The sequence below is a fragment of the Bacillus sp. GMa5/1 genome, assembly GCF_050172015.1.
GTDB classification, from domain to species: Bacteria; Bacillota; Bacilli; order Bacillales; family Bacillaceae_G; genus Bacillus_A; species Bacillus_A cereus.
On the sequence record NZ_JBNLYC010000015.1, the window covers coordinates 1 to 24,586 of the forward strand.

Below are 24,586 nucleotides of genomic sequence, written 5' to 3' on the forward strand. Positions count from 1 at the left end.
TGCGACTTCCTTATGTTAACATTTTCGTTTTTCGATGTCAACTAAGTTTTTCAATTTCTTTTTGTCGTTTTCTGCGTTTCCGCATCAGCGACGGTTATTAATTTAACATATACAAACTATTAACGTCAACACTTTTTAATAAAAAATTCTTTTTCTTACATAACGAATGCATTCTTCTGTGTTAGCTACTCTCCGGAATAAACAGAAAATGATTTTATATCTTTCTTCCATGGCTTTTTTTACAACTTCATGAATACGCTCATCTTCAAAATCAAATAAAAGTTCCTCTAATTCTCTCTTCAATATGTATTCCATTTCTTTTCTCTCTTCTTTTGTCAACATCAGCCCAAGCAAACAATCACCTCAATAATTCCTTACGCAACAATAAACGTTCCGCTCATTTTCAATTATCACAATCCTATCATCCATTATATCCACTACTTACGATATTAATCCTTTGTTCTCTTTTTTATATTTCCAGCATATATGTAACTGAAAAGGATTGGACAAAGGGGCGTAATATTATGTTTTTCTTTTTTATTACGAGTAAGAGAAATTTTAAACACATTAGCTTAATAGTGATACTGTCCTTATTTACAGCATGGCTACTCTTTTTAAAAACATATTCACATGAATCTGCTTTTTCAACTGCTACAGGCCCTAAAGTAATTTACAAGGGAGACACCGCTAAAAAGCAAGTTGCATTTACGTTTGATATTAGTTGGGGAGACAAAAAAGCAATTCCAATCCTAGATACTCTTAAAGAAAGAGAAATTAAGAATGCAACCTTCTTCCTTTCTGCTGCATGGGCCGAAAGACACCCTGATATTGTAGAGCGCATCATGAAAGATGGACACGAAATCGGTAGTATGGGGTACAATTACACATCCTATACTTCTCTAGAGACAAATGAAATAAGACGAGACCTTTTACGAGCACAAGATGTTTTTACCAAACTTGGTGTAAAACAAGTCAAGCTGTTACGTCCACCTAGTGGCGAATTTAACAAAGCAACCCTTAAAATCGCAGAATCACTTGGATACACCGTCGTGCATTGGAGTAATAATTCAAACGATTGGAAAAACCCAGGTGTAAATAACATCGTTTCCACTGTCTCTAATAATTTGAAAGGTGGAGATATCGTCTTATTACACGCATCCGATTCTGCCCTTCAAACAAATAGAGCTTTACCGCTGCTCCTGCAAAAAATAAAAAGTGATGGATATGAGCAAATATCCGTATCACAACTTATTTCCAACACAAGTACGAAAAGTGAAGATGTGAAGTAGCTTCTTCCCTACTACTCTTCACGCATAAAAAGCTCTACTACCTTTCAAGAAGGTGGTAGAGCTTTTTTAATCATACCATTTCCAGCATTATAACTGCTGGTGTATAAAACCTCTCTATTAAGCTGATTTACTTGTTTTTCCGATTAAACGATGTAATACAAGTAATTGATATGCATTACATAACAATAGCGGTATAACCATTAAATATAACCAATCTGTATCATTAATCCGAAGCGCCGGTACCCATTCAAGGATCGTTACAACAACCATAAAGAACAGAGCTGGCACAAATGCTTTTTTATTTGTTTCTTTGCTTTTTACATAAGCAACAATTGCTCCAAACACAAATAATATTCCAGCAACAAGTATGTTATTCCCTAACGAGACTTCCCCATTTGCAATAAGTACAGATCTTAAATACACAAAATCAAATAATACGAATGCAATAAAGAAGAGCTGGACTGCATTCCATAAAGAAGATGAGCGGAACATCCCTAGTCCAAAACGGTGGATTGTTAAATATGCAAAGAATCCCATTTGACTTATAACACTAAAAATAAATCCTACACCCATCAGCCAGAAAGATACTGCTAAAATCTCCTTACCGTCGAAATTTTGAAAAAATTTATTGTACTTGTCCCACTCCAAAACAAAACCAATAATAACTGTGCTAATTCCACCAAGAAACAACGTCGTTAAAAATAGTCGTACCCACTTGCGGCTATTCACAACACATCCCCCATTATCCTTATATTTCTAATTAAATTGTATCAATGACAATTTCAAAAAGCTAGCCATGTTCATGTATAAATTCCTTAAAGATATTTATATTAAAAAGAGAGAACTGTGCTGAAAGGAGTTCCAACTTATGAAACGGATGCTATTCATTTTCGTTTCTTCTTTTCTACTTATCGCACTTGCAGCATGCGCACAAGGAAAAGAAACGAAATCCGAACTAGATTACGATCAAACAAAGAAAATGATTGTTGATATTTTGAAAACAGATCAAGGTAAGAAAGCCATTCAAGATGTATTAACTGATGAAAAAATGAAACAAGCACTCATACTAGATGAAACAGTAGTAAAGAAAACGATTGAAGATGCCATGGTATCCGATAAAGGGCAACAATTCTGGGAAAAGCTCTTTAAAGATCCTGAGTTCTCATCGAAGTTCGCTAAAAGTATGGGGAAAGAACAAACCCAATTAATGAAAACCTTATTAAAAGACCCTGAATACCAAGCAGGCGTTATAGAAATTATGAAAAATCCTGAAGTAGAAAAAATGATGTTACAAACAATGAAGAGTAAAGAATACCGTCAATATCTACAACAAGTACTAACAGAAACTGCTGAAAGTCCACTCTTCCAAGCCAAGATGATTGATATCATTAGTAAAGGTGTGCAAAAAGCTGAAAAAGGCGGATCTGGTAAGAAAGAAGCAGGCGGTGACGGTGGTTCTCAAGGCGGGAAGAAGGAAGAATAGTAAAAAATAATAACTATAATAACGAGTGGACAATTTATACATTGTTCACTCGTTATTACTTTATCTTGCTATTAACAGACAAAATGGCCCCCTCTAGTTAAGCGAAAGGTTTACTAGCAACAAAAGCCTTATTGTTGTCAGTAACAGGTGAACCCCACTGATTAAAGTTTCACTTTATTTTTGTGTAACAGCTGTTCTATCAATTACTGTTTCAGCTATTTTACTATAAATAATGCCCGTTGTATGTGTATCTTCATATACTGAAGGAGCAAAGTCTTCTTTATTCCAATCGGGTTGTTGTAGCGGAATGCGACCAAGAACATTCGTTTGTAATTCGGTAGCTAACTTATCTCCCCCGCCTTTTCCAAATACATATTCTTTCTCACCAGTTACCTTACTTTCAAAATATGCCATATTCTCAACAACACCAAGAATACTATGTTCAGTGCGCAATGCCATCGCTCCAGCACGCGCTGCTACAAACGCAGCTGTTGGATGAGGCGTCGTTACAATAATCTCTTTGCAAGATGGCAACATTGAGTGCACATCTAACGCAACATCACCTGTGCCTGGTGGCAAATCTAGTACTAAATAATCTAAATCGCCCCATTCTACTTCTGTGAAGAAGTGGTTTAACATTTTCCCAAGCATAGGTCCTCTCCAAATAACTGGTGCATTATCCTCTACAAAGAAGCCCATTGAGATTACCTTTACACCTAAACGTTCCACCGGAATTATCTTGTCGCCTCTTACGATAGGACGCTTTTCTATCCCCATCATGTCTGGCACACTAAAACCGTAAATGTCCGCATCGATAATACCAACTTTTTTTCCTAAACGAGCTAAAGCAACTGCAAGGTTAACGGAAACAGTTGATTTTCCCACGCCACCTTTTCCACTCGCTACTGCTAAGAATGTTGTTTTTGAATTAGGTGACAATAAAGATTCACTTTGCTCTTCTTCTTGTTCCGGTGCAAACTGAGCTAATTCCTCTTCTGTAAATTCTGCAAAACGAAGTCCAACTGTTGCTGCCCCAAGTTCTTTTACTAACTTTACAATTCCAGACTGCAACTGCATTTGTTCCGCTGTACCGGTTTTTACGATTGCAATTTTGACACTCACATGTTCCTTCTCCGGCTTGACTGTTACCTCTTTAATTGCACTTGTTTCTTTTAATGTTTTATGTAAAAACGGATCTACAATCCCTTCTAACGCTTCAACCACTTGCTCTTTCGTTACCATAATTAGCCCAGCCCCCTGTATAAAAAATAACGTAATGTTAATTAAATTTATCTCTGCTTATCCTTGAAATAAATGCGTTTACATTTCCAGTATAACATATTTTCCGAAAACTTCGTTAATGAGAGAAGCTCAAAAAAATCCTCCTTATTCTGGAGGATTTCCTTTTTCCGTGAAATAACGTAATATACCACGGTATATTGCAGCTGCTACTTTTTGCTGATATTTCTCCGAATTTAACATATACCTTTCGTTCACATTCGATAAAAAGCCAGCTTCAATTAAAGCACCTGGTGTTTTAGAATACTTTAATAAATATACATGCGAAATTGTCTTAGCAGAACGATTCGTGTTCTCTAAACTTGTTCTCAATTCAGCCTGTATAAATTTTGCAGCACGTTCATTTTCAATCGAAGAGCGGTAATAGAACGTTTGTGCGCCTTTCGATCCACTACTAGTTAAAGCATTTAAATGAATACTTGCAAAAAAGTCTACATCAGGTTTATTGATGATTTCTACACGTTTTTTTAAATCCTCTGCTTTACGTCTACTATATGACTTTGTATCTTTGTTAGCTAAATCATAATCTCCCTCACGCGTTAAAATAACTAGTGCACCTTGTTCTTGTAAATAGTCTTGTACCTTTTTTGTAATTTCAAGCGTAATATCCTTTTCTATAATATCCTTTCCACCAACAGCCCCTCCATCTGGTCCACCATGCCCAGCATCTAATACAATTACTTTCCCTGATAAGGGTAAATTCCAAGCTCGCCACGATTTTGTAATTTGAAATTCTTGTTTAACTAAAAAAAACAATACAACCGCAGCGAGTGCAAAAGAGATAATTCGAATTCTCTTCATACCTTTCCTCCTCCAGCTAGTCCCTCTAATTACTTATATGGGACAAGAGGAAAGTTTATGCTTGTCTTAATGAAGCTTTAATCGATATCTTCTTTCACCTTTTTCATACCCTTCTTGCCACCACAATCCTATAAACTGCTGACAAGATTCAAAAAGTAATTCCTCATCTTTCAACTTTATTTCTCGCATAGTCATACTCGTTAAAAATTGAAATAGCGTTTCAGTTAATTGTTGTTCTTCTTCTAAAGCTCTATATTTCACATCAAAAAACGATTCACCATAATAACCAAATTTACTGTATCTCGCTCCTAATAAATAAGATTCTATCCCTAATTCAATACAGTAATCTTCATACTGACGATGAAGCTCTTGCATTTGAAAGGCATCACGAATATTTGAACGCAATGTTTTTAATGATAATTCCCGCAACATCTTCCGCTCGTATTTTAACTGCTTTTCTTTTTGTTTTTCTTGTAAGCTGACAATGACATTCATAGTACTTATAAACCTCCCTAATACGTATTAGTCTAAACTTCTAAAGAAGAAGCATACGCATGGCGGTAGCACTAAAATATTCCAAGCTATAAAAATTGCAAAAGAGGAATGAAACATAAAAAAACCCCAACCAAAATGGTTGGGGTTTGTAGTTCGCAAAAATTAACGTTTTGAGAACTGAGGTGCACGACGTGCGCCTTTAAGACCGTATTTTTTACGCTCTTTCATACGTGCGTCACGAGTTAATAGACCTGCACGTTTTAGTGTTAGACGGTATTCTGGATCAGCTTTTAATAAAGCGCGAGAAATACCGTGACGAATAGCACCAGCTTGACCAGTGTATCCACCACCATTTACGTTTACAAGTACATCGTAGTTACCTAAAGTTTCTGTTGCAACTAGAGGTTGTTTCACTACTTCACGTAATGCAGCAAATGGGATATAGTTTTCAAAATCACGACCGTTAATGATAACGCGTCCTTCGCCTGGAACTAGGCGTACGCGCGCTACTGAACTCTTACGACGTCCAGTGCCATAGTATTGAACCTGTGCCAAAGTAAGCCCTCCTTTAATTAATTATCCGCGAAGTTCGTAAACTTCTGGTTTTTGTGCTTGGTGTGGATGCTCTGCTCCAGCATACACGTTAAGTTTCTTAGAAACTTGACGGCCTAAGCGTCCTTTTGGAAGCATGCCTTTAATTGCAAGCTCTAACATTTGTACAGGGTAGTTTGTACGCATTTCAAGAGCTGTTCTTTGCTTAAGTCCACCTGGGTGGTTAGTGTGACGGTAGTAAATTTTATCGTTTAATTTATTACCTGTTAAATGAATTTTCTCAGCGTTAATAATAATTACATGATCACCCGTGTCAACGTGTGGTGTAAATGTAGGTTTGTTTTTACCACGTAAAATGGATGCTACTTCACTAGCAAGGCGACCTAAAGTTTGACCTTCAGCATCAACCACATACCATTTACGCTCAACTTCGTTAGCTTTTGCCATAAAAGTCGTACGCATGTGTTTCCCTCCTCGTTATCTTTTCCATAGAAAAAATCTATTGTTTATCTTAAACACGATTTCCTTCCGGGGCTAATCGTGGTTTTAGAAACAATACCATATGTTATGATATACTTTTGAGTTTCTAATGTCAAGCAAATGTTACACCAGGATTAGTTGTTATAGTTTACCTCCCATAAGTAAAGCCCATGACCTGGAGCCATCTTTCCAGCAAACTGACGATTTTGTTTCGCTAAAATCTCTGGAATGCTATCAGGATCAAGCTTTCCTTGCCCTACGCTAAGTAACGTACCAACAATAATTCTGACCATATTATATAAAAATCCATTACCTACAAAACGAAAAATTATTTCATCATTTTGTTCAATTAACTCGATTTCATAAATTGTTCGCACTTTATCTTTTTTGTCAGTTTTTGCCGAACAAAAAGAAGTGAAATCATGTGTTCCAATAAAATAAGGAATTGCTTTTCTTATAGAGTTGATTTCGAGCGGGTATGGATATTGATATACGTAATTTCTACGGAATACATCCGCAGTCTTTGATAATAATACACGATAACGATATTCTTTTTTCTCAACACCGTAACGTGCATGAAATTCTTCTGTTTTTTTCTCTACTTGCCTAATAACAATATCATCTGGCAACATTGTGTTTAAAGCATTAATCCATTGCCACTCTTCAAGAGACAAAGAAGTATCAAAGTGTATTACTTGTCCTTTTGCATGAACTGTAGAATCTGTTCTACCAGATGCCTGAACACGAACAAGTTCTCCCTTATGCAATTTCTGCAATGCTTTTTCTATCTCCTGTTGAACAGTACGATGGTTCGGCTGAATTTGATAACCACAAAAATGCATGCCATCATATGCAACCGTACATTTTATTCTATCCATTTCTCTATTCTCCATTACGATCGCACCCATGCCAAAATACAAGCTAAACAAAATAAGCTGACAATCGTTACTGTATCGCTTGTTTTCCAGCGTAGTTGCCTAAATTTAGTACGTCCTTCACCACTTTGATATCCACGAGCTTCCATCGCAATGGCTAAGTCCTCTGCACGCTTAAAAGCACTGATAAACAGAGGAACGAGCAGTGAAATAATAGCTTTCATTCTATCTTTTATCGGTCCCCCGGCAAAATCAATACCACGTGACGCTTGTGCTTTCATTATTTTACTCGTTTCATCCATTAATGTCGGGATAAAACGAAGAGAAATTGACATCATTAATGCGATTTCATGAACAGGAACCTTTATACGCTTCAACGGCTTTAATAACGTCTCCAAACCATCTGTAATTTCAATAGGTGTCGTCGTTAACGTTAATAATGTCGTCATTAAAATAATAACGAAGAATCGTACAGAAATGTATATCCCTTGCTCTAATCCTTTTTCATATATCGAAAACCAACCAAGCTGGAATAGTACATCCCCCTCCTTATTTGTAAAAATATGCAGGAAAAATGTAAAAAGAAAAATCCATAAAATTGGTTTTAAGCCCGAAAGTACATAACGAATCGGCACTTTTGCAAAAAATAAAGCAATGAGTGCATATAAAAATAAAAATCCATATGAAATCGCATTATTTGCTAAGAAAACAACAAATACATATAAAAAGACAATCAGCAGCTTCGTACGTGGATCAAGTTGATGAATAAGTGAATTCCCCGGGATATATCTCCCAATAATCAACTGCTGCATGATTCATGACCACCTTTTCGTAACACCTGCACAACTTCATGAGTAAGATCCTCTAAAGATAAGGTAGCCTTTGGAATTGAAATACCAAACTTCTCTTCAATTGCACGTTTATACTTTAATGACATAGGAAGATCCACACCAATTTTCTCTAGTTCATCGGCATGTGAAAATACTTCCTCTGCACTTCCTTGCAAAAAGACCGTTCCTTTATGCATAACTACAATCTGCTCCGCATACTGAGCAGCATCCTCCATATTATGCGTTACAAGGATAACTGTAAGCCCCTTTTCCTTGTGCAGCTTATAAAACATCTCCATAAGTTCGTTCTGCCCTTTTGGATCTAGTCCTGCTGTAGGTTCATCTAATACAAGCACTTCAGGTTCCATCGCCAGTACACCCGCTATAGCAACACGTCTCATTTGTCCACCACTTAATTCGAACGGAGAACGTGTTAACAGTTCCGGTTCTAGCCCTACAAGTTCAATTGCCTTTCTAGCCTTTTGCCTTGCTTCGTCTACAGATACTCCAAAATTAGTAGGGCCGAAACAAATATCTTTCTCCACAGTCTCTTCAAACAACTGATGTTCTGGGAATTGAAAGACAACCCCTACTTTTTTACGTAGTGGCTTTAACTTTTTTTCTTTCTTTCCTGCCGAAATCAAATGTTCACCAATTTGAACTGTACCATTTGTCGGCTGCAATAAACCATTTAAATGTTGAATCATCGTTGACTTACCTGAACCAGTATGACCAATAATGGCATAATAGCCCCCACTTGGAAACGACACATCTACATCATAAAGTGCGCGTCTTTCAAATGGAGTTTTATATTGATAACGATGCTCTACTTTTTGGAATGTAATCTCCAAAGTTCGTTCACCAAGCTTTCCATTGTAAGATGCGTATTTTGCAAGAGAATTTCATTTCTTTTTAATAATTCTGCTATTTTCACTGAAAACGGTACATCTAAGCCAATTTCTTGGAGCATATGAGAGGATTTGAAAATTTTTTCTGGAGTCCCTTCCTCTAATATTTCTCCCTTATTTAAAATAATGACACGATCTGACTGTGCCGCTTCTTCTAAATCGTGCGTAATCGATAACACGGTAATACCTTTTTGAGTAACAAGTTGTCTAACCGTTTCTACTACTTCACGTCTCCCTTGAGGGTCTAACATTGACGTTGCTTCATCTAATATTAAAATAGATGGTTGAAGTGCTAAAACGCCTGCTATTGCCACTCGCTGCTTTTGCCCACCAGATAAGGAATGAGGCTCATCATTAAGAAAATCTTCCATACGGACAAGTCGCAAGGCCTGTTCTAATCTTTCAATCATTTGTTCTCTTGGCATTCCGATATTCTCTAAGCCAAATACAACATCATCTTGCACTGTTGTTCCAACAAATTGATTATCTGGATTTTGAAATACCATTCCAATTTGTTTTCGAACATCCCATACCGTTTCCTCTGATAAAACCATTGTATCATTTACTGTAATAGTCCCTGCTTCTGGCAAAAACAAACCATTCAATAATTTTGCAAGTGTAGACTTTCCTGAACCGTTTTGTCCAATAATAGATACCCATTCTCCCTCATATAAGGAAAATGAAACATCTTTTAATGCATAAGTGGCTGCCCCAGGATATTGAAATGATATATTTTCTATCCGAAGTTTCTCTTTTTTCAATAGAAGGCACCCTTTCCTTCGCACAGTTAGCCTATTTTTATATTTAAAAAAAAGGGCCATGACCAGTTTCTTGAAAAGAACTGTCCTGCCCTTTTAATTATCATTATACTAACTCGATAATTACCATTGGTGCTGCGTCTCCGCGACGTGGACCAATTTTTGCAATACGAGTGTATCCGCCTTGGCGCTCAGCATAGCGTGGAGCTACATCAGCGAATAGTTTTTGAAGTGCATCTTGACCAGTCTCAGCGTTAGCTACTTCATTGCGAATGAAAGCTGCTGCTTGACGACGAGCATGAAGATCTCCGCGTTTACCTAAAGTGATCATTTTTTCCACTACAGAACGAAGTTCTTTTGCACGAGTTTCTGTCGTTTGGATGCGCTCGTTGATAATTAAATCAGTAGCTAAATCACGTAACATAGCTTTACGTTGCGCACTTGTACGGCCTAATTTTCTGTATGCCATTCGTAGTTCCCTCCTTTGTTGATGGGTTTAAATCCTCAGTCGTCTTTACGTAAACCTAAACCTAATTCCTCAAGTTTATGTTTAACTTCTTCTAAGGATTTACGTCCTAAGTTACGAACTTTCATCATATCTTCTTCTGTTTTGTTCGCAAGCTCTTGTACAGTATTAATTCCTGCACGTTTTAGGCAATTATAAGAACGAACAGAAAGGTCTAGTTCTTCGATAGTCATCTCAAGAACTTTCTCTTTTTGATCTTCTTCCTTCTCGACCATAATCTCAGCATTTTGTGCTTCATCAGTTAAACCAACAAAGATATTTAAATGCTCAGTTAAGATTTTGGCACCTAAAGAGATAGCTTCTTTTGGCCCGATGCTTCCATCCGTCCATACATCAAGCGTAAGCTTATCATAATTAGCCACTTGTCCGACACGTGTCTTTTCCACTTGGTAAGTCACACGTGATACTGGAGTATAAATAGAATCAATAGGAATTACTCCTATTGGTTGATCTTCGCTTTTATTTGCATCAGCTGGCGTATACCCACGGCCACGCTTTGCAGTTAAACGCACGCGGAAATGCGCATCTTTTGCTAACGTTGCAATGTGTAAATCTGGATTTAAGATTTCTACATCACTATCGTGAGTAATATCAGCAGCTGTGACAATACCTTCGCCCTGTACATCAATTTCCAACGTCTTCTCTTCTTCAGAGTAGATTTTAAGAGCTAACTTTTTCAAGTTTAAGATGATCGTCGTAACGTCTTCTACTACGCCCTCAACTGTTGAAAATTCATGTAATACGCCATCGATTTGGATAGCAGTAACAGCGGCACCAGGGAGTGAGGATAAAAGAATACGACGTAAGGAGTTACCCAAAGTAGTACCATATCCACGCTCAAGCGGTTCAATTACGAATTTACCATATTTAGCATCTTCGTTAAGTTCAACCGTTTCGATTTTCGGCTTTTCGATTTCAATCATTAACTAAACCCTCCTTCAAAACGTCGAAACCCCGGTTAAACAAAGGTATAACCCCTGTCTAACCGAAAGTCCCCCTTAGGCAGTTCCCGATTGTGCACAACAAGCGATGTTTCTGTACGAAATTTCTCGATAATGCATCATATCCATTATAGACAAAAGGGAAAATTCTATACAGAAAAATTACACACGACGACGTTTTGGTGGACGACATCCATTATGAGGAACTGGAGTAACATCTCTAATTGCTGTTACTTCTAGACCTGCAGCTTGAAGAGCACGAATTGCAGCTTCACGACCAGCACCAGGACCTTTAACAGTAACCTCTAAAGTTTTTAAACCGTGTTCCATTGCAGCTTTAGCAGCAGTTTCAGCAGCCATTTGCGCAGCGAATGGAGTAGATTTACGAGATCCACGGAAACCAAGTGCACCAGCACTAGACCAAGAAAGTGCGTTACCGTGAGTATCTGTAAGTGTTACGATTGTGTTGTTGAAAGTAGAACGAATATGAGCTATACCAGCTTCAATATTCTTTTTCACACGTTTTTTACGAGTGTTTGTTTTACGTGCCATTGTTAGTTCAACCTCCTTTACTTATTATTTCTTTTTATTTGCTACTGTACGACGTGGACCTTTACGTGTACGAGCATTGTTTTTAGAGTTTTGACCACGAACTGGTAAACCACGACGGTGACGAAGACCACGGTAAGAACCGATCTCCATTAGACGTTTGATGTTAAGAGATACTTCACGACGAAGGTCTCCCTCAACTTTAATACGATCGATGATATCACGGATACGTCCTAATTCGTCTTCCGTTAAATCACGAACTCGTGTTTCTTCAGAAATACCTGCTTCTGCAAGAATTTTTTCAGCAGTTGTGCGACCAATGCCGAATACGTAAGTTAAAGAAATAACAACGCGTTTGTCTCGAGGAATATCTACACCTGCGATACGTGCCATTACGAATGCACCTCCTTCTGATTAACCTTGTTTTTGTTTATGTTTAGGGTTTTCACAAATAACCATTACTTTTCCACGTCTACGAATAACTTTACATTTTTCGCAGATTGGTTTAACTGACGGTCTTACTTTCATGTCTCGAACCTCCTTAAAGATTACGGAGTGCTATATTATTTAAAACGGTACGTAATACGACCACGATTTAAATCGTACGGAGATAATTCTACCGTAACTTTGTCTCCTGGTAAAATACGAATGAAGTTCATACGGATTTTACCAGAAACGTGAGCCAATACGACATGCCCATTCTCTAATTCTACTTTGAACATAGCATTTGGCAACGTTTCAAGAACGGTACCTTCGACTTCAATTACATCATCTTTAGCCATTCAATAGTTCTCCCTTCTTCAAATCAGTAACATTTTACACTGCTCTGAAATCCCGGAGAGCCAGCTACTTATAAAGTGGTAAGGATTTCGTATCCTGCTTCTGTAAGAGCAATCGTGTGCTCAAAATGGGCACACCATTTACCATCTACCGTTACCACTGTCCAGTCATCAGATAGTGTTTTTACATATCGTCTTCCTTGATTCACCATCGGCTCAACACAGATGACCATTCCCGGCTTTAATCTAGGGCCTCTATTGGGTGGACCATAGTGCGGGATTTGAGGGTCCTCATGTAAGTCTTGCCCGATTCCGTGACCAACATACTCCCTAACGATCGAGAATCCATTCTCTTCAGCATGGGTTTGAACCGCATGTGAGATATTTGATAATCTCTCGCCTGGTTTTACTTGTTCTAGACCAAGATACAACGATTTTTCTGTGACATCAAGTAGCTTTTGAACAGATTCAGAAATGTTTCCAACTGGATACGTCCATGCAGAATCTCCATGGTACCCATTGTATTTCGCACCAATATCGATACTGATGATATCGCCCTCTTTGAGCTTGCGCTTCCCTGGAATTCCGTGTACAAGCTCTTCATTTACAGAAGCACATATGCTCCCCGGAAATCCGTTGTATCCTTTAAAAGATGGCGTAGCACCATATTTTTGAATCGTCTTTTCCGCTATTTGATCGAGCTCTTTCGTTGTAATTCCTGGAGTAATGTGCTGTTTCAACTCTTGATGAGTCAAAGCAACGATCCTGCCAGCTTCTCGCATGATTTCTATCTCGCGAGGAGTTTTGCAGATTATCATTACGCTAAGCCTCCGATGAGAACATCGATATCAGCAAATACTTTATTGATATCTTGCTCACCATTAATGCTTTGTAAGTAACCAAGCTCTTCGTAGAAATCAAGCAAAGGTTTTGTTTGCTTAATATTTACATCTAAACGATTTGCTACAGTTTCTTCATTGTCATCAGAGCGTTGATATAATTCGCCACCACATTTATCGCACACATCAGCTTTTGCTGGTGGATTGAATTCTAAGTGGTAAGTCGCACCGCACTCTTTACAAATGCGACGGCCTGTAAGGCGTTTTAATAACAACCCTGAATCCACATTAATGTTTAAAACATAGTCGATTTTTTTGCCAAGATCTTTCATAATTTCTTCAAGAGCTGATGCTTGTGCAACAGTTCGTGGGAAACCGTCTAGTAAGAAACCTCTTACGCAGTCGTCTTGACTTAAACGTTCACGAACGATTCCGATTGTAACTTCATCTGGAACAAGTGCACCTTTATCAATAAAAGATTTTGCTTGTAGACCCATTTCAGTTTCAGCCTTCATAGCTGCACGGAACATGTCTCCTGTTGAAATGTGAGGGATGTTATACTTGGCAACAATCTGTTCGGCTTGTGTACCTTTACCAGCACCAGGAAGCCCCATTAAAATTAAGTTCATCCTTGTTCCCCCTCAGAGTACATGAGCATGTAGGGAAGACAATTCTTCCCACTTACTCACTGCTTGATAAACCCTTTGTAATGGCGTTTTACCAGTTGGCTTTCTAGCTGCTTCATTGTTTCTAAAGCAACGCCGACAACGATTAACATACTCGTTCCACCGATCTGTGCAGATGGAGGAAGATTTCCCAATTTCGTAAAGATAACTGGTAAGATTGCAATCGCTGCTAGGAAAATTGATCCTACAAAGGTCAAACGATACAAGATTTTTGTTAGATATTGTTCCGTATTCTTACCCGGACGAATACCTGGAACATATCCACCTTGCTTGTTTAGATTCTCTGACATTTGCTCTGGATTAACCTGAACAAATGCATAGAAATATGTGAAGGCTACAATGAGCGCAACATATATGATCATTCCCACTGGGTGAGAATAGTTAAAGTTTGCAATAATCCACTGCGATACATCATGTTTCGGGAAGAACTGTGCAATAGTCGGAGGCGTAATTAAGAATGAAACAGCAAAAATTACTGGAATAACACCAGCACTATTTACCTTAAGCGGTAAATGTGTGTTTTGTGCTCCAGCATAACCACCATTTCCTCCTGTTACACGCTTCGCATATTGAATTGGGATCTTTCTAACAGCCTGTTGAATGAAAATAACACCCACAATAACTGCTAGCACAGCTAGTAAAATCAATGCAACTTTAACGATACTCATGAACAATTGATCTCCGATATTTTGAAACTGTTGCTGATACACTTGAGATATAACACTTGGGATCGCTGCGGCAATACCGCCAAAGATAAGGATGGAAATACCATTACCTACACCTTTAGCTGTAATCTGTTCACCTAACCACATTAAAAATGCAGTACCAGCAGTCAGTACCGTAGCAATGTATAAATAAGTGCTCCAACCTGGATTCAAAATTAATTGTCCACCTACCATACCGTTAAAACCGATTGACATACCAAACCCCTGAATAAACGCAAGAACAATTGTAAAGTAACGCGTGAATTGCGTTAATTTACGACGGCCCATTTCACCTTGCTTCGACCATTCCGAAAATTTAGGAACAACATCCATCTGCAATAATTGCACGATGATGGATGCTGTAATATACGGCATGATTCCCATCGCAAAGATGGAGAAGTTTTTCAAGGCTCCACCGCCAAATGTATTTAGAATACCTAAAGCATTTAATTGATCTTGTGCCTTCAGTACGTCTCCATTTGTAAATGGCACGGGGATAAACGTGCCAATCCTGAATACGATTAACATCGCTAAAGTGAATAATATTTTACGTCTTATCTCAGCAACGCGCATAAAGTTGGAGATTGTACGAAACATTAGATCACCTCAACTGATCCGCCAGCTGCTTCAATTGCTTCTTTAGCACTTGAAGAGAACTTGTGCGCTTTAACAGTTAGTTTTTTCTCTACTGCTCCGCTTGCAAGAACTTTAACACCGTCGTTTAACTTGCTGATAACGCCAGTTTCCAGCAATAATTCAGGTGTTACTTCTGTACCATCTTCAAAACGATTTAACGTTGATAAGTTTACAATAGCAAACTCTTTACGGTTAATGTTTGTGAAGCCGCGTTTTGGTAAACGACGGAATAATGGAGTTTGACCACCTTCGAAGCCAAGACGAACACCGCCGCCAGAACGTGCGTTTTGTCCTTTATGACCTTTACCAGCAGTTTTACCGTTACCAGAACCGATACCACGACCGACACGGTTACGTACTTTACGAGAACCTTCTGCAGGTTTTAATTCATGAAGTTTCATTCCCAGGCACCTCCTTATATTAATGAGTTATCCTTAAGCTTCTTTTACAGTTACAAGGTGAGAAACTTTGTTGATCATACCAAGAATAGCAGGAGTTTCTTCCTTAACTACAGTTGAATTCAACTTTTTAAGACCTAAAGCTTCTACCGTCGCACGTTGATCTTGTGGACGACCAATTACACTACGAGTGAGGGTAATTTCTAACTTTTTCGCCATTTGTTTTCCCTCCTTAACCTAGTAGCTCTTCTACAGATTTACCGCGTAATTTTGCAACATCTTCAGCGCGCTTAAGTTCGCTTAATCCGTTCACAGTAGCGCGAATCATGTTGATTGGTGTGTTAGAACCAAGAGATTTCGAAAGAATATCTTGTACACCAGCTAATTCAAGGACCGCACGAACAGGTCCACCAGCAATAACACCAGTACCCTCAGCAGCAGGTTTTAAGAATACTTCACCAGCGCCAAAATGACCGTTGATTGTGTGTGGAATTGTTGTACCAACTAATGGTACAGCGATTAAGTTTTTCTTAGCGTCTTCGATAGCTTTACGGATTGCGTCTGGTACCTCTTGTGCTTTACCAGTACCGAATCCAACATGACCGTTTTTATCGCCAACTACAACTAGTGCAGCAAAGCGGAAACGACGACCACCCTTAACAACTTTCGCGACACGATTTATCGTAACTACACGTTCTTCAAGTTCTAATTTACTTGGGTCAATGCGATGCATCAATTTTCCCTCCTTTGACCATTAAAATTGTAATCCAGCCTCACGAGCAGCTTCAGCTAGAGCTTTAACACGGCCATGGTATAAGTAACCACCGCGATCAAATACTACTTCTTTAACGCCTTTCTCTACAGCACGCTTAGCAACTGATTCTCCAACTTTCGTAGCAGCTTCAATATTGCTAGTACCGTTAAGAGCAAGGTCTTTATCAAGAGTAGATGCACTTACTAACGTTACACCATTCACATCATCAATAACTTGAGCGTAAATATGTTGGTTAGAACGGAACACGTTTAAACGTGGACGCTCTGCAGTACCAGTAAGTTTAGCACGTACACGTGCATGTCTTTTCTTACGAGTCGCATTTTTATCAGCTTTAGTGATCATTCTTGTCACTCCTTTCTCTCACCTAACGGGTTTACTTAGCAGTTTTACCTTCTTTACGACGAACAACTTCGCCTTCGTAACGAATACCTTTACCTTTGTAAGGCTCAGGAGCACGTACAGCACGGATGTTAGCAGCGAATTCGCCAACACGTTGCTTGTCGATACCTTTAATTACGATCTTAGTTGGTGCAGGTACTTCAACTTCAAGACCTGCTTCCGGAGTCATTTCTACTGGATGAGAATAACCTACGCTTAATACAAGTTTATCACCTTGTTTTTGAGCACGGTAACCAACACCGACTAATTCAAGTCCGCGTGCGAAACCTTCAGTTACACCTTCAACCATGTTTCCGATTAAAGCACGAGTTGTACCGTGTAATGCACGGTGTTCCTTCTGTTCAGATGGACGCTCAACTGTTAATGTATTCTCTTCAATTTTGATAAGCATATCAGCATTGAAAGTACGAGTTAATTCACCTTTAGGGCCTTTTACTGTTACAGTATTGTCTTCTGCAACTGTAATAGTAACACCTGCAGGGATTTCAAGAATCTTTTTACCAATACGAGACATGTGGTCACACCTCCGTTCGTTTTAAATATATATTACCAAACGTATGCTACTACTTCTCCACCAGTTTGTAATTGACGAGCGTCTTTGTCTGTCATTACTCCCTTAGATGTAGAAACAAGAGCGATACCTAATCCGTTAAGTACACGTGGTACTTCGTCAGCTTTAGCGTAAACGCGTAAGCCAGGTTTACTGATACGTTTTAATCCAGTGATTACACGTTCATTGTTTGCACCATATTTCAGGAAAATACGAAGGATACCTTGTTTGTTATCCTCGATGTATTCTACATCACGAATGAAACCTTCACGTTTTAAAAGTTCAGCGATCTCTTTTTTGATTTTAGAAGCAGGAACCTCTAATTTCTCATGACGTACCATGTTCGCATTACGGATGCGAGTAAGCATGTCTGCAATTGGATCTGTCATCACCATGTGTTTTACCTCCTTCCCATTTGTGGGTTTTACCAACTAGCTTTTTTAACACCAGGAATTTGACCTTTATATGCAAGTTCACGGAAACAAATACGGCAAAGTTTAAATTTGCGGTATACAGAATGCGGACGACCGCAGCGTTCGCAACGTGTATACTCTTGTACTTTAAACTTAGGAGTACGCTTTTGTTTCGCTATCATAGATTTTTTAGCCACGTTTTCGCCTCCTCTACTTAGCGTTGGCTTCCATTATTTTTGGAATGGCATACCGAATTGTGTTAAAAGTTCACGAGCTTCTTCATCAGTTTTCGCTGTAGTAACGATTACGATGTCCATACCGCGGACTTTGCTTACTTTATCATAATCAATCTCAGGGAAAATAAGTTGCTCTTTAACACCTAATGTATAGTTTCCACGACCATCGAATGATTTCTTAGAAACACCACGGAAATCACGTACACGTGGTAAAGAAACTGATACTAATTTGTCGAAGAACTCATACATTTGCTCGCCGCGTAAAGTTACTTTCGCACCGATTGGCATACCTTCACGAAGACGGAAACCAGCGATTGATTTTTTAGCACGAGTTACAACAGGTTTTTGACCTGTGATTTGTGTTAATTCTTCTACTGCGTTGTCTAACGCTTTTGAGTTAGATACCGCGTCACCAACACCAGTGTTGATTACGATCTTTTCGATTTTTGGTACCTGCATTACAGATTTATAGTTAAACTTGCTCACTAGAGCAGGAGTAATTTCCTTTTGGAACTTCTCTTTAAGGCGATTCAATGAAGTGACCTCCTTTCTTAAGAAAATTATTTATCTAATAATTCACCAGATTTTTTTGCAATACGAACTTTTTTACCATCTTCTACTTTGAAGCCTACACGAGTAGGTTCACCTGTTTTCGGATCTAAAATCATAACGTTAGAAACGTGAATAGGTGCTTCTTTAGTAATAATTCCACCTTGTGGATTTAATTGAGATGGCTTAGAGTGCTTCTTAACGATATTGACACCCTCAACGATAACACGGTTTTGCTTTGGGAAAGCCACAAGGATAACGCCTTGTTTTCCTTTGTCTTTACCAGTGATTACCTGTACTTTATCACCTTTTTTTACATGCATCTTAATTCTGCACCTCCTTAGCAAGGCAATACCTTAAATTATAGAACTTCTGGAGCTAAAGAAACGATCTTCATGAAGTTGCTATCACGTAATTCACGAGCTACTGGTCCGAAGATACGAGTACCACGTGGGCTCTTATCGTCTTTAATGATAACCGCTGCGTTTTCATCAAATTTGATGTAAGAACCGTCCGGACGACGAGCTCCGCTCTTCGTACGTACCACTACTGCTTTAACAACGTCACCTTTTTTAACAACGCCACCTGGTGTTGCTTGTTTTACCGTAGCAACGATAATGTCACCAATGTTAGCATATTTACGACCAGAGCCGCCTAATACTTTAATTGTTAAAAGTTCACGTGCACCAGAGTTGTCAGCAACTTTCAAACGAGATTCTTGTTGGATCATGTTATGAAACCTCCCTTCGGACTAAAAATTCCGATTCGTCTATTTAGATAATAACCGCTTCTTCAACGATTTCAACTAAACGGAAACGCTTAGTAGCAGAAAGCGGGCGAGTTTCCATGATTTTAACGATATCGCCAAGTTTCGCTTGGTTTTGCTCATCATGGGCTTTGTACTTCTTAGAATACTTAACACGTTTTCCGTACAAGGAATGAGTTTTGTAAGTTTCAACTAAAACTGTAATCGTTTTGTCCATTTTGTCAGACACTACACGACCAGTATAAACTTTGCGTTGGTTACGTTCGCTCACTATGCAAACCTCCCCTCAATTTATCGATTAATTCCGATCTCTCTTTCACGAACTACAGTTTTCATACGAGCAATTGCTTTACGCACTTCACGAATGCGAGTTGGATTCTCTAATTGTCCTGTAGCAAGTTGGAAGCGAAGATTAAACAACTCTTCCTTTAAAGCTTTAACTTTTGTTTCGATTTCGGCAGTGGTTAATTCACGAATATCATTAGTTTTCATTAGATTCACCACCATTTTCTTCACGTTTTACGAATTTACATTTCACAGGTAACTTGTGAGCTGCAAGACGTAATGCTTCGCGTGCTACCTCTTCAGATACACCCGCGATTTCGAACATAATTTTCCCAGGTTTTACTACTGCTACCCAGCCTTCTGGTGCCCCTTTACCGGAACCCATACGTACTTCTAGAGGTTTTGCAGTGTAAGGTTTAGAAGGGAAAATTTTAATCCATACTTTACCGCCACGTTTCATGTAACGAGTCATTGCACGACGAGCAGCTTCGATTTGACGGTTTGTAATCCATGAAGCAGCTTGTGCTTGTAAACCGAATTCACCGAAAGCAATTTCAGTTCCACCTTTAGCACGACCACGCATTTTACCACGATGCTCTCTACGATATTTTACGCGTTTTGGCATTAACATATTATTTTCCTCCTTCCTCAGAAGCTTTCTTTTTTGTAGGAAGGACTTCTCCACGGTAGATCCATACTTTTACGCCTAATTTACCGTATGTTGTATCAGCTTCAACTGCTGCATAGTCAATATCAGCGCGAAGTGTATGAAGTGGAACAGTTCCTTCACTGTAAGATTCTGCACGAGCGATATCAGCTCCGCCAAGACGACCAGAAACCTGTGTTTTAATACCTTTAGCACCTGCACGCATAGCACGTTGAATAACTTGCTTTTGTGCACGACGGAATGATACACGGTTTTCTAATTGACGAGCGATGTTTTCGCCTACTAATTTAGCGTTAAGATCAGCTCTCTTAACTTCTAAAATGTTGATGTGTACACGCTTGCCTGTTAATTGGTTAAGAGCTTTACGAAGTGCTTCAACTTCAGTACCACCTTTACCAATTACCATACCAGGTTTTGCAGTGTGAATTGTAACATTTACACGATTTGCTGCACGTTCGATTTCTACTTTAGCAACAGCAGAATCTTTTAAGCGTACATTAATGTACTCACGGATTTTGATGTCTTCATGTAATAATGTAGCGTAATCTTTCTCAGCGAACCAACGAGATTCCCAGTCACGGATAACGCCGACACGAAGACCAATTGGATTAACCTTTTGACCCATCGATTATCCCTCCTTCTTTTCTGATACCACAACTGTGATGTGGCTTGTGCGTTTGTTAATTTGGCTTGCACGACCCATTGCACGTGGACGGAAACGTTTTAACGTTGGACCTTCGTCAACGAAAACTTTTTCTACAACTAGGTTGTTAATGTCCATCTCATAATTGTGCTCTGCATTTGCGATTGCAGATTTTAAAACTTTTTCTACAACTGGAGAAGCAGTTTTTGGTGTGTGGTTAAGGATAGCAATCGCTTCACCCACTTGCTTACCTCGGATTAAGTCTACTACTAAACGAACTTTACGAGGAGCAATACGAACTGTTCTCGCTACTGCTTTAGCTTGCATTGAAGTGCCTCCTCTCATTATCTTCTAGTTTTCTTATCGTCAGCAAGGTGACCTTTGTACGTACGAGTTGGTGCGAATTCACCTAACTTATGGCCAACCATATCCTCAGTGATGTACACAGGTACGTGTTTACGACCATCATATACAGCGATTGTGTGTCCGATGAACTGAGGGAAGATTGTTGAACGGCGAGACCAAGTTTTAACAACTTGTTTTTGCTCAGATGCAACTAATTTTTCCATTTTGCTCATTAAGTGATCATCGACAAATGGTCCTTTTTTTAAGCTACGAGCCATTTTGGTGCCTCCCTTCGTGATTGGCGTACGGTTCTAGAAATGAACCGTACTACAATCCCATTATTTTTTACGACGACGAACGATGAATTTGTCAGACGCTTTGTTTTTCTTACGAGTCTTGAATCCAAGAGTTGGTTTACCCCATGGAGACATTGGAGACTTACGTCCGATTGGAGAACGTCCTTCACCACCACCGTGTGGGTGATCAACCGGGTTCATTACAGAACCACGAACTGTTGGGCGTTTACCTAACCAGCGAGAGCGACCTGCTTTACCGATTTTGATAAGTTCGTGTTGTTCGTTACCTACTTGACCGATTGAAGCGCGACAAGCAGATAATACAAGACGTACTTCACCAGAAGTTAAACGTACAAGTACGTATTTACCTTCTTTACCAAGTACTTGAGCAGATGTACCAGCAGAACGAACTAATTGTCCGCCACGACCAGGCTTAAGCTCGATGTTATGAACAACAGTACCTACTGGAATGTTGATTAATGGTAATGCGTTACCGATTTTAATGTCAGCTTCTGGGCCAGACATAACTTCCATACCTACTTCTAAAGATTTAGGAGCAAGAATGTAACGTTTTTCACCGTCAACGTAGTTAATTAATGCGATATTCGCAGAGCGGTTTGGATCGTATTCGATCGTAGCAACGCGTCCTGGAATTCCATCTTTGTTACGCTTAAAGTCGATGATACGGTATTGACGCTTATGTCCGCCACCTTGATGACGTACAGTGATTTTACCTTGGTTATTACGACCAGCCTTCTTGCTTAAAGGAGCAAGTAATGACTTTTCGGGTCTATCAGTCGTGATTTCAGCGAAATCATTCGTAGTCATATTACGACGACCGTTAGTAGTTGGATTATACTTTTTGATTCCCATCTCAATTTCCCTCCTTCTTTAGTAAGAATTAAACGCCTTGGAAGATTTCGATTTCTTTGCTGTCAGCAGTTAGCTTAACGATTGCTTTACGACGACGGCTAGTAAAACCAGCGTGACGACCAACGCGTTTTGCTTTCGGCTTGTAGTTCATGATGTTCACTTTTTCTACTTTAACACCAAAGATCGCTTCAAGAGCATCTTTAACTTCTGTTTTATTAGATTTAACGTCCACATCGAACGTGTATTTTTTTTCAGCCATCATTTCCATAGAACGTTCAGTGATAACTGGGCGCTTAATGATATCACGAGGATCTCTCATTATGCAAGCACCTCCTCTACTTTTTCCACTGCCGCTTTTGTCATGATTAGCTTATCATGATGAAGCACGTCTAAAACGTTTACGCCATCAGCAGTGATTACTGTTACTCCAGGGATATTGCGAGCAGATAACTCTACAGATTCGTTTGCATCAGCAGTTACGATAAGAGCTTTCTTCTCAACAGTTAATCCTTTAAGTACTGCTAGCATATCTTTTGTTTTTGGTGCATGTAACACTAGGTCTTCAAGAACTACAATGTTGTTCTCAACTACTTTAGTAGCTAATGCAGATTTGATTGCTAAACGACGAACTTTCTTAGGAAGTTTGTACGCATAGCTTCTTGGTGTAGGTCCGAATACCGTACCACCACCACGCCATTGAGGAGAGCGGATAGACCCTTGACGAGCACGTCCAGTTCCTTTTTGACGCCATGGTTTACGACCACCACCGCGAACTTCAGAGCGAGTTTTTACTTTGTGTGTACCTTGACGTAAAGATGCACGTTGCATCATTACAGCTTCGAAAAGTACAGCTTCATTTGGTTCGATACCGAAAATAGCTTCAGCTAATTCGATTTCACCAACCTGTGAACCAGTTTGGTTATATACAGTAACTTTTGGCATTGGAATTCCTCCTTCCTATTGTGAATTATTTGCTAACCTTCACAGCGCCTTGAACAACTACAAGAGATTTCTTAGCACCTGGAACGTTACCTTTTACTAGTAATAAGTTGCGCTCAGTGTCAACTTGAACGATTTCTAAGTTTTGGATAGTAACTTGGTCTCCACCCATACGTCCAGCAAGTTTTTTGCCTTTGAATACACGGTTCGGAGCAACTGGGCCCATTGAACCTGGACGACGGTGATAGCGAGAACCATGAGACATAGGTCCGCGAGATTGTCCGTGGCGTTTGATAACACCTTGGAAACCTTTACCTTTAGAAATTCCTGTTACATCAACGATTTCACCTGTAGCGAATACGTCAACTTTTACCTCTTGACCAACCTCTAATCCGTCCACGTCTGCATCGCGGATTTCGCGAATGAAGCGCTTAGGAGTTGTAGATGCTTTAGCAGTGTGGCCTTGTTCAGGTTTGTTAGTTAACTTTTCACGTTTATCTTCAAATCCTAACTGAATTGCATTGTAGCCATCAGTTTCAGTTGTTTTCTTTTGAAGAACAACGTTTGGATTAGCAGCGATAACTGTTACTGGGATTAACTCACCGTTCTCAGCAAATACTTGAGTCATACCGATCTTTCTTCCTAAGATTCCTTTGGTCATGAGTTACACCTCCTACATTTTTAAGTTATATAAATTATAGTTTGATTTCGATATCTACACCAGATGGTAAGTCTAAACGCATTAATGAATCTACTGTTTGTGGAGTAGGACTCACGATGTCGATTAGACGTTTGTGCGTGCGCATTTCGAATTGCTCACGAGAATCTTTGTACTTATGAACAGCACGAAGAATTGTGTAAACAGTTTTTTCAGTTGGTAATGGGATCGGACCAGAAACTGTTGCCCCAGAACGCTTAGCTGTTTCTACAATTTTCTCAGCTGACTGATCAAGAATACGGTGATCGTAAGCTTTTAAACGGATACGAATTTTTTCTTTTGCCATTATTTTCCCTCCTTCGTT

Annotated in this window: 43 protein-coding genes; 2 read left to right on the forward strand and 41 right to left on the reverse strand. The window is 39.2% G+C overall.

Annotation, left to right across the window (positions count from 1 at the left end; genetic code table 11):
• Positions 1-135: 135 nt before the first annotated feature.
• Positions 136-354: a hypothetical protein gene (locus ACQGSG_RS06110; protein ID WP_000901147.1), complete on the reverse strand. Its 219-nt coding sequence runs from the start codon at positions 352-354 to the stop codon at positions 136-138.
• 170 nt (positions 355-524) lie between these two features.
• Between ACQGSG_RS06110 and pdaB the strand changes: the two genes are divergently transcribed.
• Positions 525-1,289 carry a polysaccharide deacetylase family sporulation protein PdaB gene (gene pdaB / locus ACQGSG_RS06115; RefSeq protein ID WP_000464705.1) on the forward strand — a complete coding sequence of 255 codons (765 nt, stop codon included), beginning with the start codon at positions 525-527 and terminating at the stop codon, positions 1,287-1,289.
• A gap of 117 nt (positions 1,290-1,406) precedes the next feature.
• Here pdaB and kbaA read toward each other — a convergent pair whose 3' ends face one another.
• Positions 1,407-2,018, reverse strand: a complete 612-nt coding sequence (gene kbaA / locus ACQGSG_RS06120; protein ID WP_001088526.1) for a KinB signaling pathway activation protein KbaA — start codon at positions 2,016-2,018, stop codon at positions 1,407-1,409.
• A gap of 139 nt (positions 2,019-2,157) precedes the next feature.
• Between kbaA and gerD the strand changes: the two genes are divergently transcribed.
• A complete protein-coding gene (gene gerD, locus ACQGSG_RS06125) occupies positions 2,158-2,772 on the forward strand; it encodes a spore germination lipoprotein GerD (RefSeq protein ID WP_000827296.1) in 615 nt (204 codons plus the stop codon).
• Positions 2,773-2,946: 174 nt separating this feature from the next.
• Here gerD and ACQGSG_RS06130 read toward each other — a convergent pair whose 3' ends face one another.
• From ACQGSG_RS06130 to rpsJ, 39 genes are all read right to left on the reverse strand, one after another.
• Positions 2,947-4,014, reverse strand: coding sequence for an Mrp/NBP35 family ATP-binding protein (locus tag ACQGSG_RS06130; RefSeq protein ID WP_087947719.1), 1,068 nt, complete (start codon positions 4,012-4,014; stop codon positions 2,947-2,949).
• Between the two features lie 144 nt (positions 4,015-4,158).
• Positions 4,159-4,872 carry an N-acetylmuramoyl-L-alanine amidase CwlD gene (gene cwlD, locus ACQGSG_RS06135; RefSeq protein ID WP_000822439.1) on the reverse strand — a complete coding sequence of 238 codons (714 nt, stop codon included), beginning with the start codon at positions 4,870-4,872 and terminating at the stop codon, positions 4,159-4,161.
• A gap of 66 nt (positions 4,873-4,938) precedes the next feature.
• Complete coding sequence (locus tag ACQGSG_RS06140; protein ID WP_001101005.1) at positions 4,939-5,367, reverse strand: DUF2521 family protein; 429 nt, start codon at positions 5,365-5,367, stop codon at positions 4,939-4,941.
• A 162-nt stretch (positions 5,368-5,529) separates the two neighbouring features.
• Complete coding sequence (gene rpsI, locus ACQGSG_RS06145) at positions 5,530-5,922, reverse strand: 30S ribosomal protein S9 (RefSeq protein ID WP_000079986.1); 393 nt, start codon at positions 5,920-5,922, stop codon at positions 5,530-5,532.
• Positions 5,923-5,943: 21 nt separating this feature from the next.
• Complete coding sequence (gene rplM / locus ACQGSG_RS06150; RefSeq protein ID WP_001260793.1) at positions 5,944-6,381, reverse strand: 50S ribosomal protein L13; 438 nt, start codon at positions 6,379-6,381, stop codon at positions 5,944-5,946.
• A gap of 152 nt (positions 6,382-6,533) precedes the next feature.
• Positions 6,534-7,277 carry a tRNA pseudouridine(38-40) synthase TruA gene (gene truA / locus ACQGSG_RS06155; RefSeq protein WP_033667318.1) on the reverse strand — a complete coding sequence of 248 codons (744 nt, stop codon included), beginning with the start codon at positions 7,275-7,277 and terminating at the stop codon, positions 6,534-6,536.
• A 14-nt stretch (positions 7,278-7,291) separates the two neighbouring features.
• On the reverse strand, positions 7,292-8,086 hold the full coding sequence (locus tag ACQGSG_RS06160) for an energy-coupling factor transporter transmembrane component T family protein (RefSeq protein ID WP_001186526.1): 795 nt from the start codon (positions 8,084-8,086) through the stop codon (positions 7,292-7,294).
• A complete protein-coding gene (locus ACQGSG_RS06165; RefSeq protein ID WP_000406535.1) occupies positions 8,074-8,955 on the reverse strand; it encodes an energy-coupling factor ABC transporter ATP-binding protein in 882 nt (293 codons plus the stop codon). Before ACQGSG_RS06165 ends, ACQGSG_RS06160 begins: the two co-directional genes overlap by 13 nt.
• On the reverse strand, positions 8,931-9,773 hold the full coding sequence (locus ACQGSG_RS06170; protein ID WP_000711759.1) for an energy-coupling factor ABC transporter ATP-binding protein: 843 nt from the start codon (positions 9,771-9,773) through the stop codon (positions 8,931-8,933). The genes ACQGSG_RS06165 and ACQGSG_RS06170 overlap by 25 nt, the downstream gene beginning before the upstream one ends.
• 103 nt (positions 9,774-9,876) lie before the next feature.
• Complete coding sequence (gene rplQ / locus ACQGSG_RS06175) at positions 9,877-10,239, reverse strand: 50S ribosomal protein L17 (protein ID WP_000331490.1); 363 nt, start codon at positions 10,237-10,239, stop codon at positions 9,877-9,879.
• Between the two features lie 35 nt (positions 10,240-10,274).
• Entirely contained in the window at positions 10,275-11,219 is a 945-nt protein-coding gene (locus ACQGSG_RS06180) for a DNA-directed RNA polymerase subunit alpha (RefSeq protein ID WP_000569643.1), read from the reverse strand.
• Between the two features lie 180 nt (positions 11,220-11,399).
• Positions 11,400-11,789 (reverse strand): 30S ribosomal protein S11, encoded by a 390-nt coding sequence (gene rpsK / locus ACQGSG_RS06185; RefSeq protein ID WP_000101798.1) that lies wholly within the window; start codon positions 11,787-11,789, stop codon positions 11,400-11,402.
• A gap of 24 nt (positions 11,790-11,813) precedes the next feature.
• Entirely contained in the window at positions 11,814-12,179 is a 366-nt protein-coding gene (gene rpsM / locus ACQGSG_RS06190) for a 30S ribosomal protein S13 (RefSeq protein WP_000090788.1), read from the reverse strand.
• Between the two features lie 21 nt (positions 12,180-12,200).
• Positions 12,201-12,314, reverse strand: a complete 114-nt coding sequence (gene rpmJ, locus ACQGSG_RS06195; protein ID WP_000868344.1) for a 50S ribosomal protein L36 — start codon at positions 12,312-12,314, stop codon at positions 12,201-12,203.
• Positions 12,315-12,349: 35 nt separating this feature from the next.
• Positions 12,350-12,568, reverse strand: a complete 219-nt coding sequence (gene infA / locus ACQGSG_RS06200) for a translation initiation factor IF-1 (protein ID WP_001029884.1) — start codon at positions 12,566-12,568, stop codon at positions 12,350-12,352.
• Positions 12,569-12,636: 68 nt separating this feature from the next.
• Positions 12,637-13,383, reverse strand: a complete 747-nt coding sequence (gene map, locus ACQGSG_RS06205; RefSeq protein WP_000582539.1) for a type I methionyl aminopeptidase — start codon at positions 13,381-13,383, stop codon at positions 12,637-12,639.
• On the reverse strand, positions 13,383-14,033 hold the full coding sequence (locus tag ACQGSG_RS06210) for an adenylate kinase (protein ID WP_001048989.1): 651 nt from the start codon (positions 14,031-14,033) through the stop codon (positions 13,383-13,385). Before ACQGSG_RS06210 ends, map begins: the two co-directional genes overlap by 1 nt.
• Before the next feature lie 56 nt (positions 14,034-14,089).
• The gene (gene secY / locus ACQGSG_RS06215) at positions 14,090-15,391 is read right to left on the reverse strand and encodes a preprotein translocase subunit SecY (RefSeq protein WP_000490117.1); all 1,302 of its coding nucleotides are present in this window, start codon (positions 15,389-15,391) and stop codon (positions 14,090-14,092) included.
• Positions 15,391-15,831, reverse strand: coding sequence for a 50S ribosomal protein L15 (rplO, locus tag ACQGSG_RS06220; protein WP_000766081.1), 441 nt, complete (start codon positions 15,829-15,831; stop codon positions 15,391-15,393). The genes secY and rplO overlap by 1 nt, the downstream gene beginning before the upstream one ends.
• 33 nt (positions 15,832-15,864) lie before the next feature.
• Positions 15,865-16,047: a 50S ribosomal protein L30 gene (gene rpmD, locus ACQGSG_RS06225; RefSeq protein ID WP_001085234.1), complete on the reverse strand. Its 183-nt coding sequence runs from the start codon at positions 16,045-16,047 to the stop codon at positions 15,865-15,867.
• A 13-nt stretch (positions 16,048-16,060) separates the two neighbouring features.
• Positions 16,061-16,561, reverse strand: a complete 501-nt coding sequence (gene rpsE / locus ACQGSG_RS06230; protein WP_000554646.1) for a 30S ribosomal protein S5 — start codon at positions 16,559-16,561, stop codon at positions 16,061-16,063.
• A gap of 21 nt (positions 16,562-16,582) precedes the next feature.
• Complete coding sequence (gene rplR / locus ACQGSG_RS06235; protein WP_000628816.1) at positions 16,583-16,945, reverse strand: 50S ribosomal protein L18; 363 nt, start codon at positions 16,943-16,945, stop codon at positions 16,583-16,585.
• Between the two features lie 31 nt (positions 16,946-16,976).
• On the reverse strand, positions 16,977-17,516 hold the full coding sequence (rplF, locus tag ACQGSG_RS06240) for a 50S ribosomal protein L6 (protein ID WP_000086558.1): 540 nt from the start codon (positions 17,514-17,516) through the stop codon (positions 16,977-16,979).
• Between the two features lie 32 nt (positions 17,517-17,548).
• Entirely contained in the window at positions 17,549-17,947 is a 399-nt protein-coding gene (gene rpsH, locus ACQGSG_RS06245; protein ID WP_000245511.1) for a 30S ribosomal protein S8, read from the reverse strand.
• Positions 17,948-17,976: 29 nt separating this feature from the next.
• Positions 17,977-18,162: a 30S ribosomal protein S14 gene (gene rpsN, locus ACQGSG_RS06250; protein WP_001085700.1), complete on the reverse strand. Its 186-nt coding sequence runs from the start codon at positions 18,160-18,162 to the stop codon at positions 17,977-17,979.
• A 33-nt stretch (positions 18,163-18,195) separates the two neighbouring features.
• Entirely contained in the window at positions 18,196-18,735 is a 540-nt protein-coding gene (rplE, locus tag ACQGSG_RS06255) for a 50S ribosomal protein L5 (protein WP_001080831.1), read from the reverse strand.
• A gap of 26 nt (positions 18,736-18,761) precedes the next feature.
• Positions 18,762-19,073 carry a 50S ribosomal protein L24 gene (gene rplX / locus ACQGSG_RS06260; protein WP_000558200.1) on the reverse strand — a complete coding sequence of 104 codons (312 nt, stop codon included), beginning with the start codon at positions 19,071-19,073 and terminating at the stop codon, positions 18,762-18,764.
• Positions 19,074-19,111: 38 nt separating this feature from the next.
• On the reverse strand, positions 19,112-19,480 hold the full coding sequence (gene rplN / locus ACQGSG_RS06265) for a 50S ribosomal protein L14 (protein WP_000615912.1): 369 nt from the start codon (positions 19,478-19,480) through the stop codon (positions 19,112-19,114).
• A gap of 43 nt (positions 19,481-19,523) precedes the next feature.
• The gene (gene rpsQ / locus ACQGSG_RS06270; protein ID WP_000004106.1) at positions 19,524-19,787 is read right to left on the reverse strand and encodes a 30S ribosomal protein S17; all 264 of its coding nucleotides are present in this window, start codon (positions 19,785-19,787) and stop codon (positions 19,524-19,526) included.
• Between the two features lie 20 nt (positions 19,788-19,807).
• Positions 19,808-20,008 carry a 50S ribosomal protein L29 gene (rpmC, locus tag ACQGSG_RS06275; protein ID WP_000855718.1) on the reverse strand — a complete coding sequence of 67 codons (201 nt, stop codon included), beginning with the start codon at positions 20,006-20,008 and terminating at the stop codon, positions 19,808-19,810.
• Positions 19,998-20,432, reverse strand: coding sequence for a 50S ribosomal protein L16 (gene rplP / locus ACQGSG_RS06280; RefSeq protein ID WP_000928969.1), 435 nt, complete (start codon positions 20,430-20,432; stop codon positions 19,998-20,000). Before rplP ends, rpmC begins: the two co-directional genes overlap by 11 nt.
• 1 nt (position 20,433) lies before the next feature.
• On the reverse strand, positions 20,434-21,093 hold the full coding sequence (rpsC, locus tag ACQGSG_RS06285) for a 30S ribosomal protein S3 (RefSeq protein WP_000529956.1): 660 nt from the start codon (positions 21,091-21,093) through the stop codon (positions 20,434-20,436).
• Positions 21,094-21,096: 3 nt separating this feature from the next.
• Positions 21,097-21,438, reverse strand: coding sequence for a 50S ribosomal protein L22 (gene rplV / locus ACQGSG_RS06290; protein ID WP_001148024.1), 342 nt, complete (start codon positions 21,436-21,438; stop codon positions 21,097-21,099).
• A gap of 17 nt (positions 21,439-21,455) precedes the next feature.
• Positions 21,456-21,734, reverse strand: a complete 279-nt coding sequence (gene rpsS / locus ACQGSG_RS06295; RefSeq protein ID WP_000124454.1) for a 30S ribosomal protein S19 — start codon at positions 21,732-21,734, stop codon at positions 21,456-21,458.
• A 60-nt stretch (positions 21,735-21,794) separates the two neighbouring features.
• Positions 21,795-22,625, reverse strand: a complete 831-nt coding sequence (gene rplB, locus ACQGSG_RS06300) for a 50S ribosomal protein L2 (protein WP_000511583.1) — start codon at positions 22,623-22,625, stop codon at positions 21,795-21,797.
• Positions 22,626-22,653: 28 nt separating this feature from the next.
• Positions 22,654-22,944 carry a 50S ribosomal protein L23 gene (gene rplW / locus ACQGSG_RS06305; RefSeq protein WP_001205558.1) on the reverse strand — a complete coding sequence of 97 codons (291 nt, stop codon included), beginning with the start codon at positions 22,942-22,944 and terminating at the stop codon, positions 22,654-22,656.
• Positions 22,944-23,567: a 50S ribosomal protein L4 gene (gene rplD, locus ACQGSG_RS06310; RefSeq protein WP_426947105.1), complete on the reverse strand. Its 624-nt coding sequence runs from the start codon at positions 23,565-23,567 to the stop codon at positions 22,944-22,946. Before rplD ends, rplW begins: the two co-directional genes overlap by 1 nt.
• Positions 23,568-23,592: 25 nt before the next feature.
• A complete protein-coding gene (gene rplC / locus ACQGSG_RS06315) occupies positions 23,593-24,225 on the reverse strand; it encodes a 50S ribosomal protein L3 (protein WP_000160207.1) in 633 nt (210 codons plus the stop codon).
• A gap of 34 nt (positions 24,226-24,259) precedes the next feature.
• Positions 24,260-24,568, reverse strand: a complete 309-nt coding sequence (gene rpsJ / locus ACQGSG_RS06320; protein WP_001040596.1) for a 30S ribosomal protein S10 — start codon at positions 24,566-24,568, stop codon at positions 24,260-24,262.
• Between the last annotated feature and the right edge of the window lie 18 nt (positions 24,569-24,586).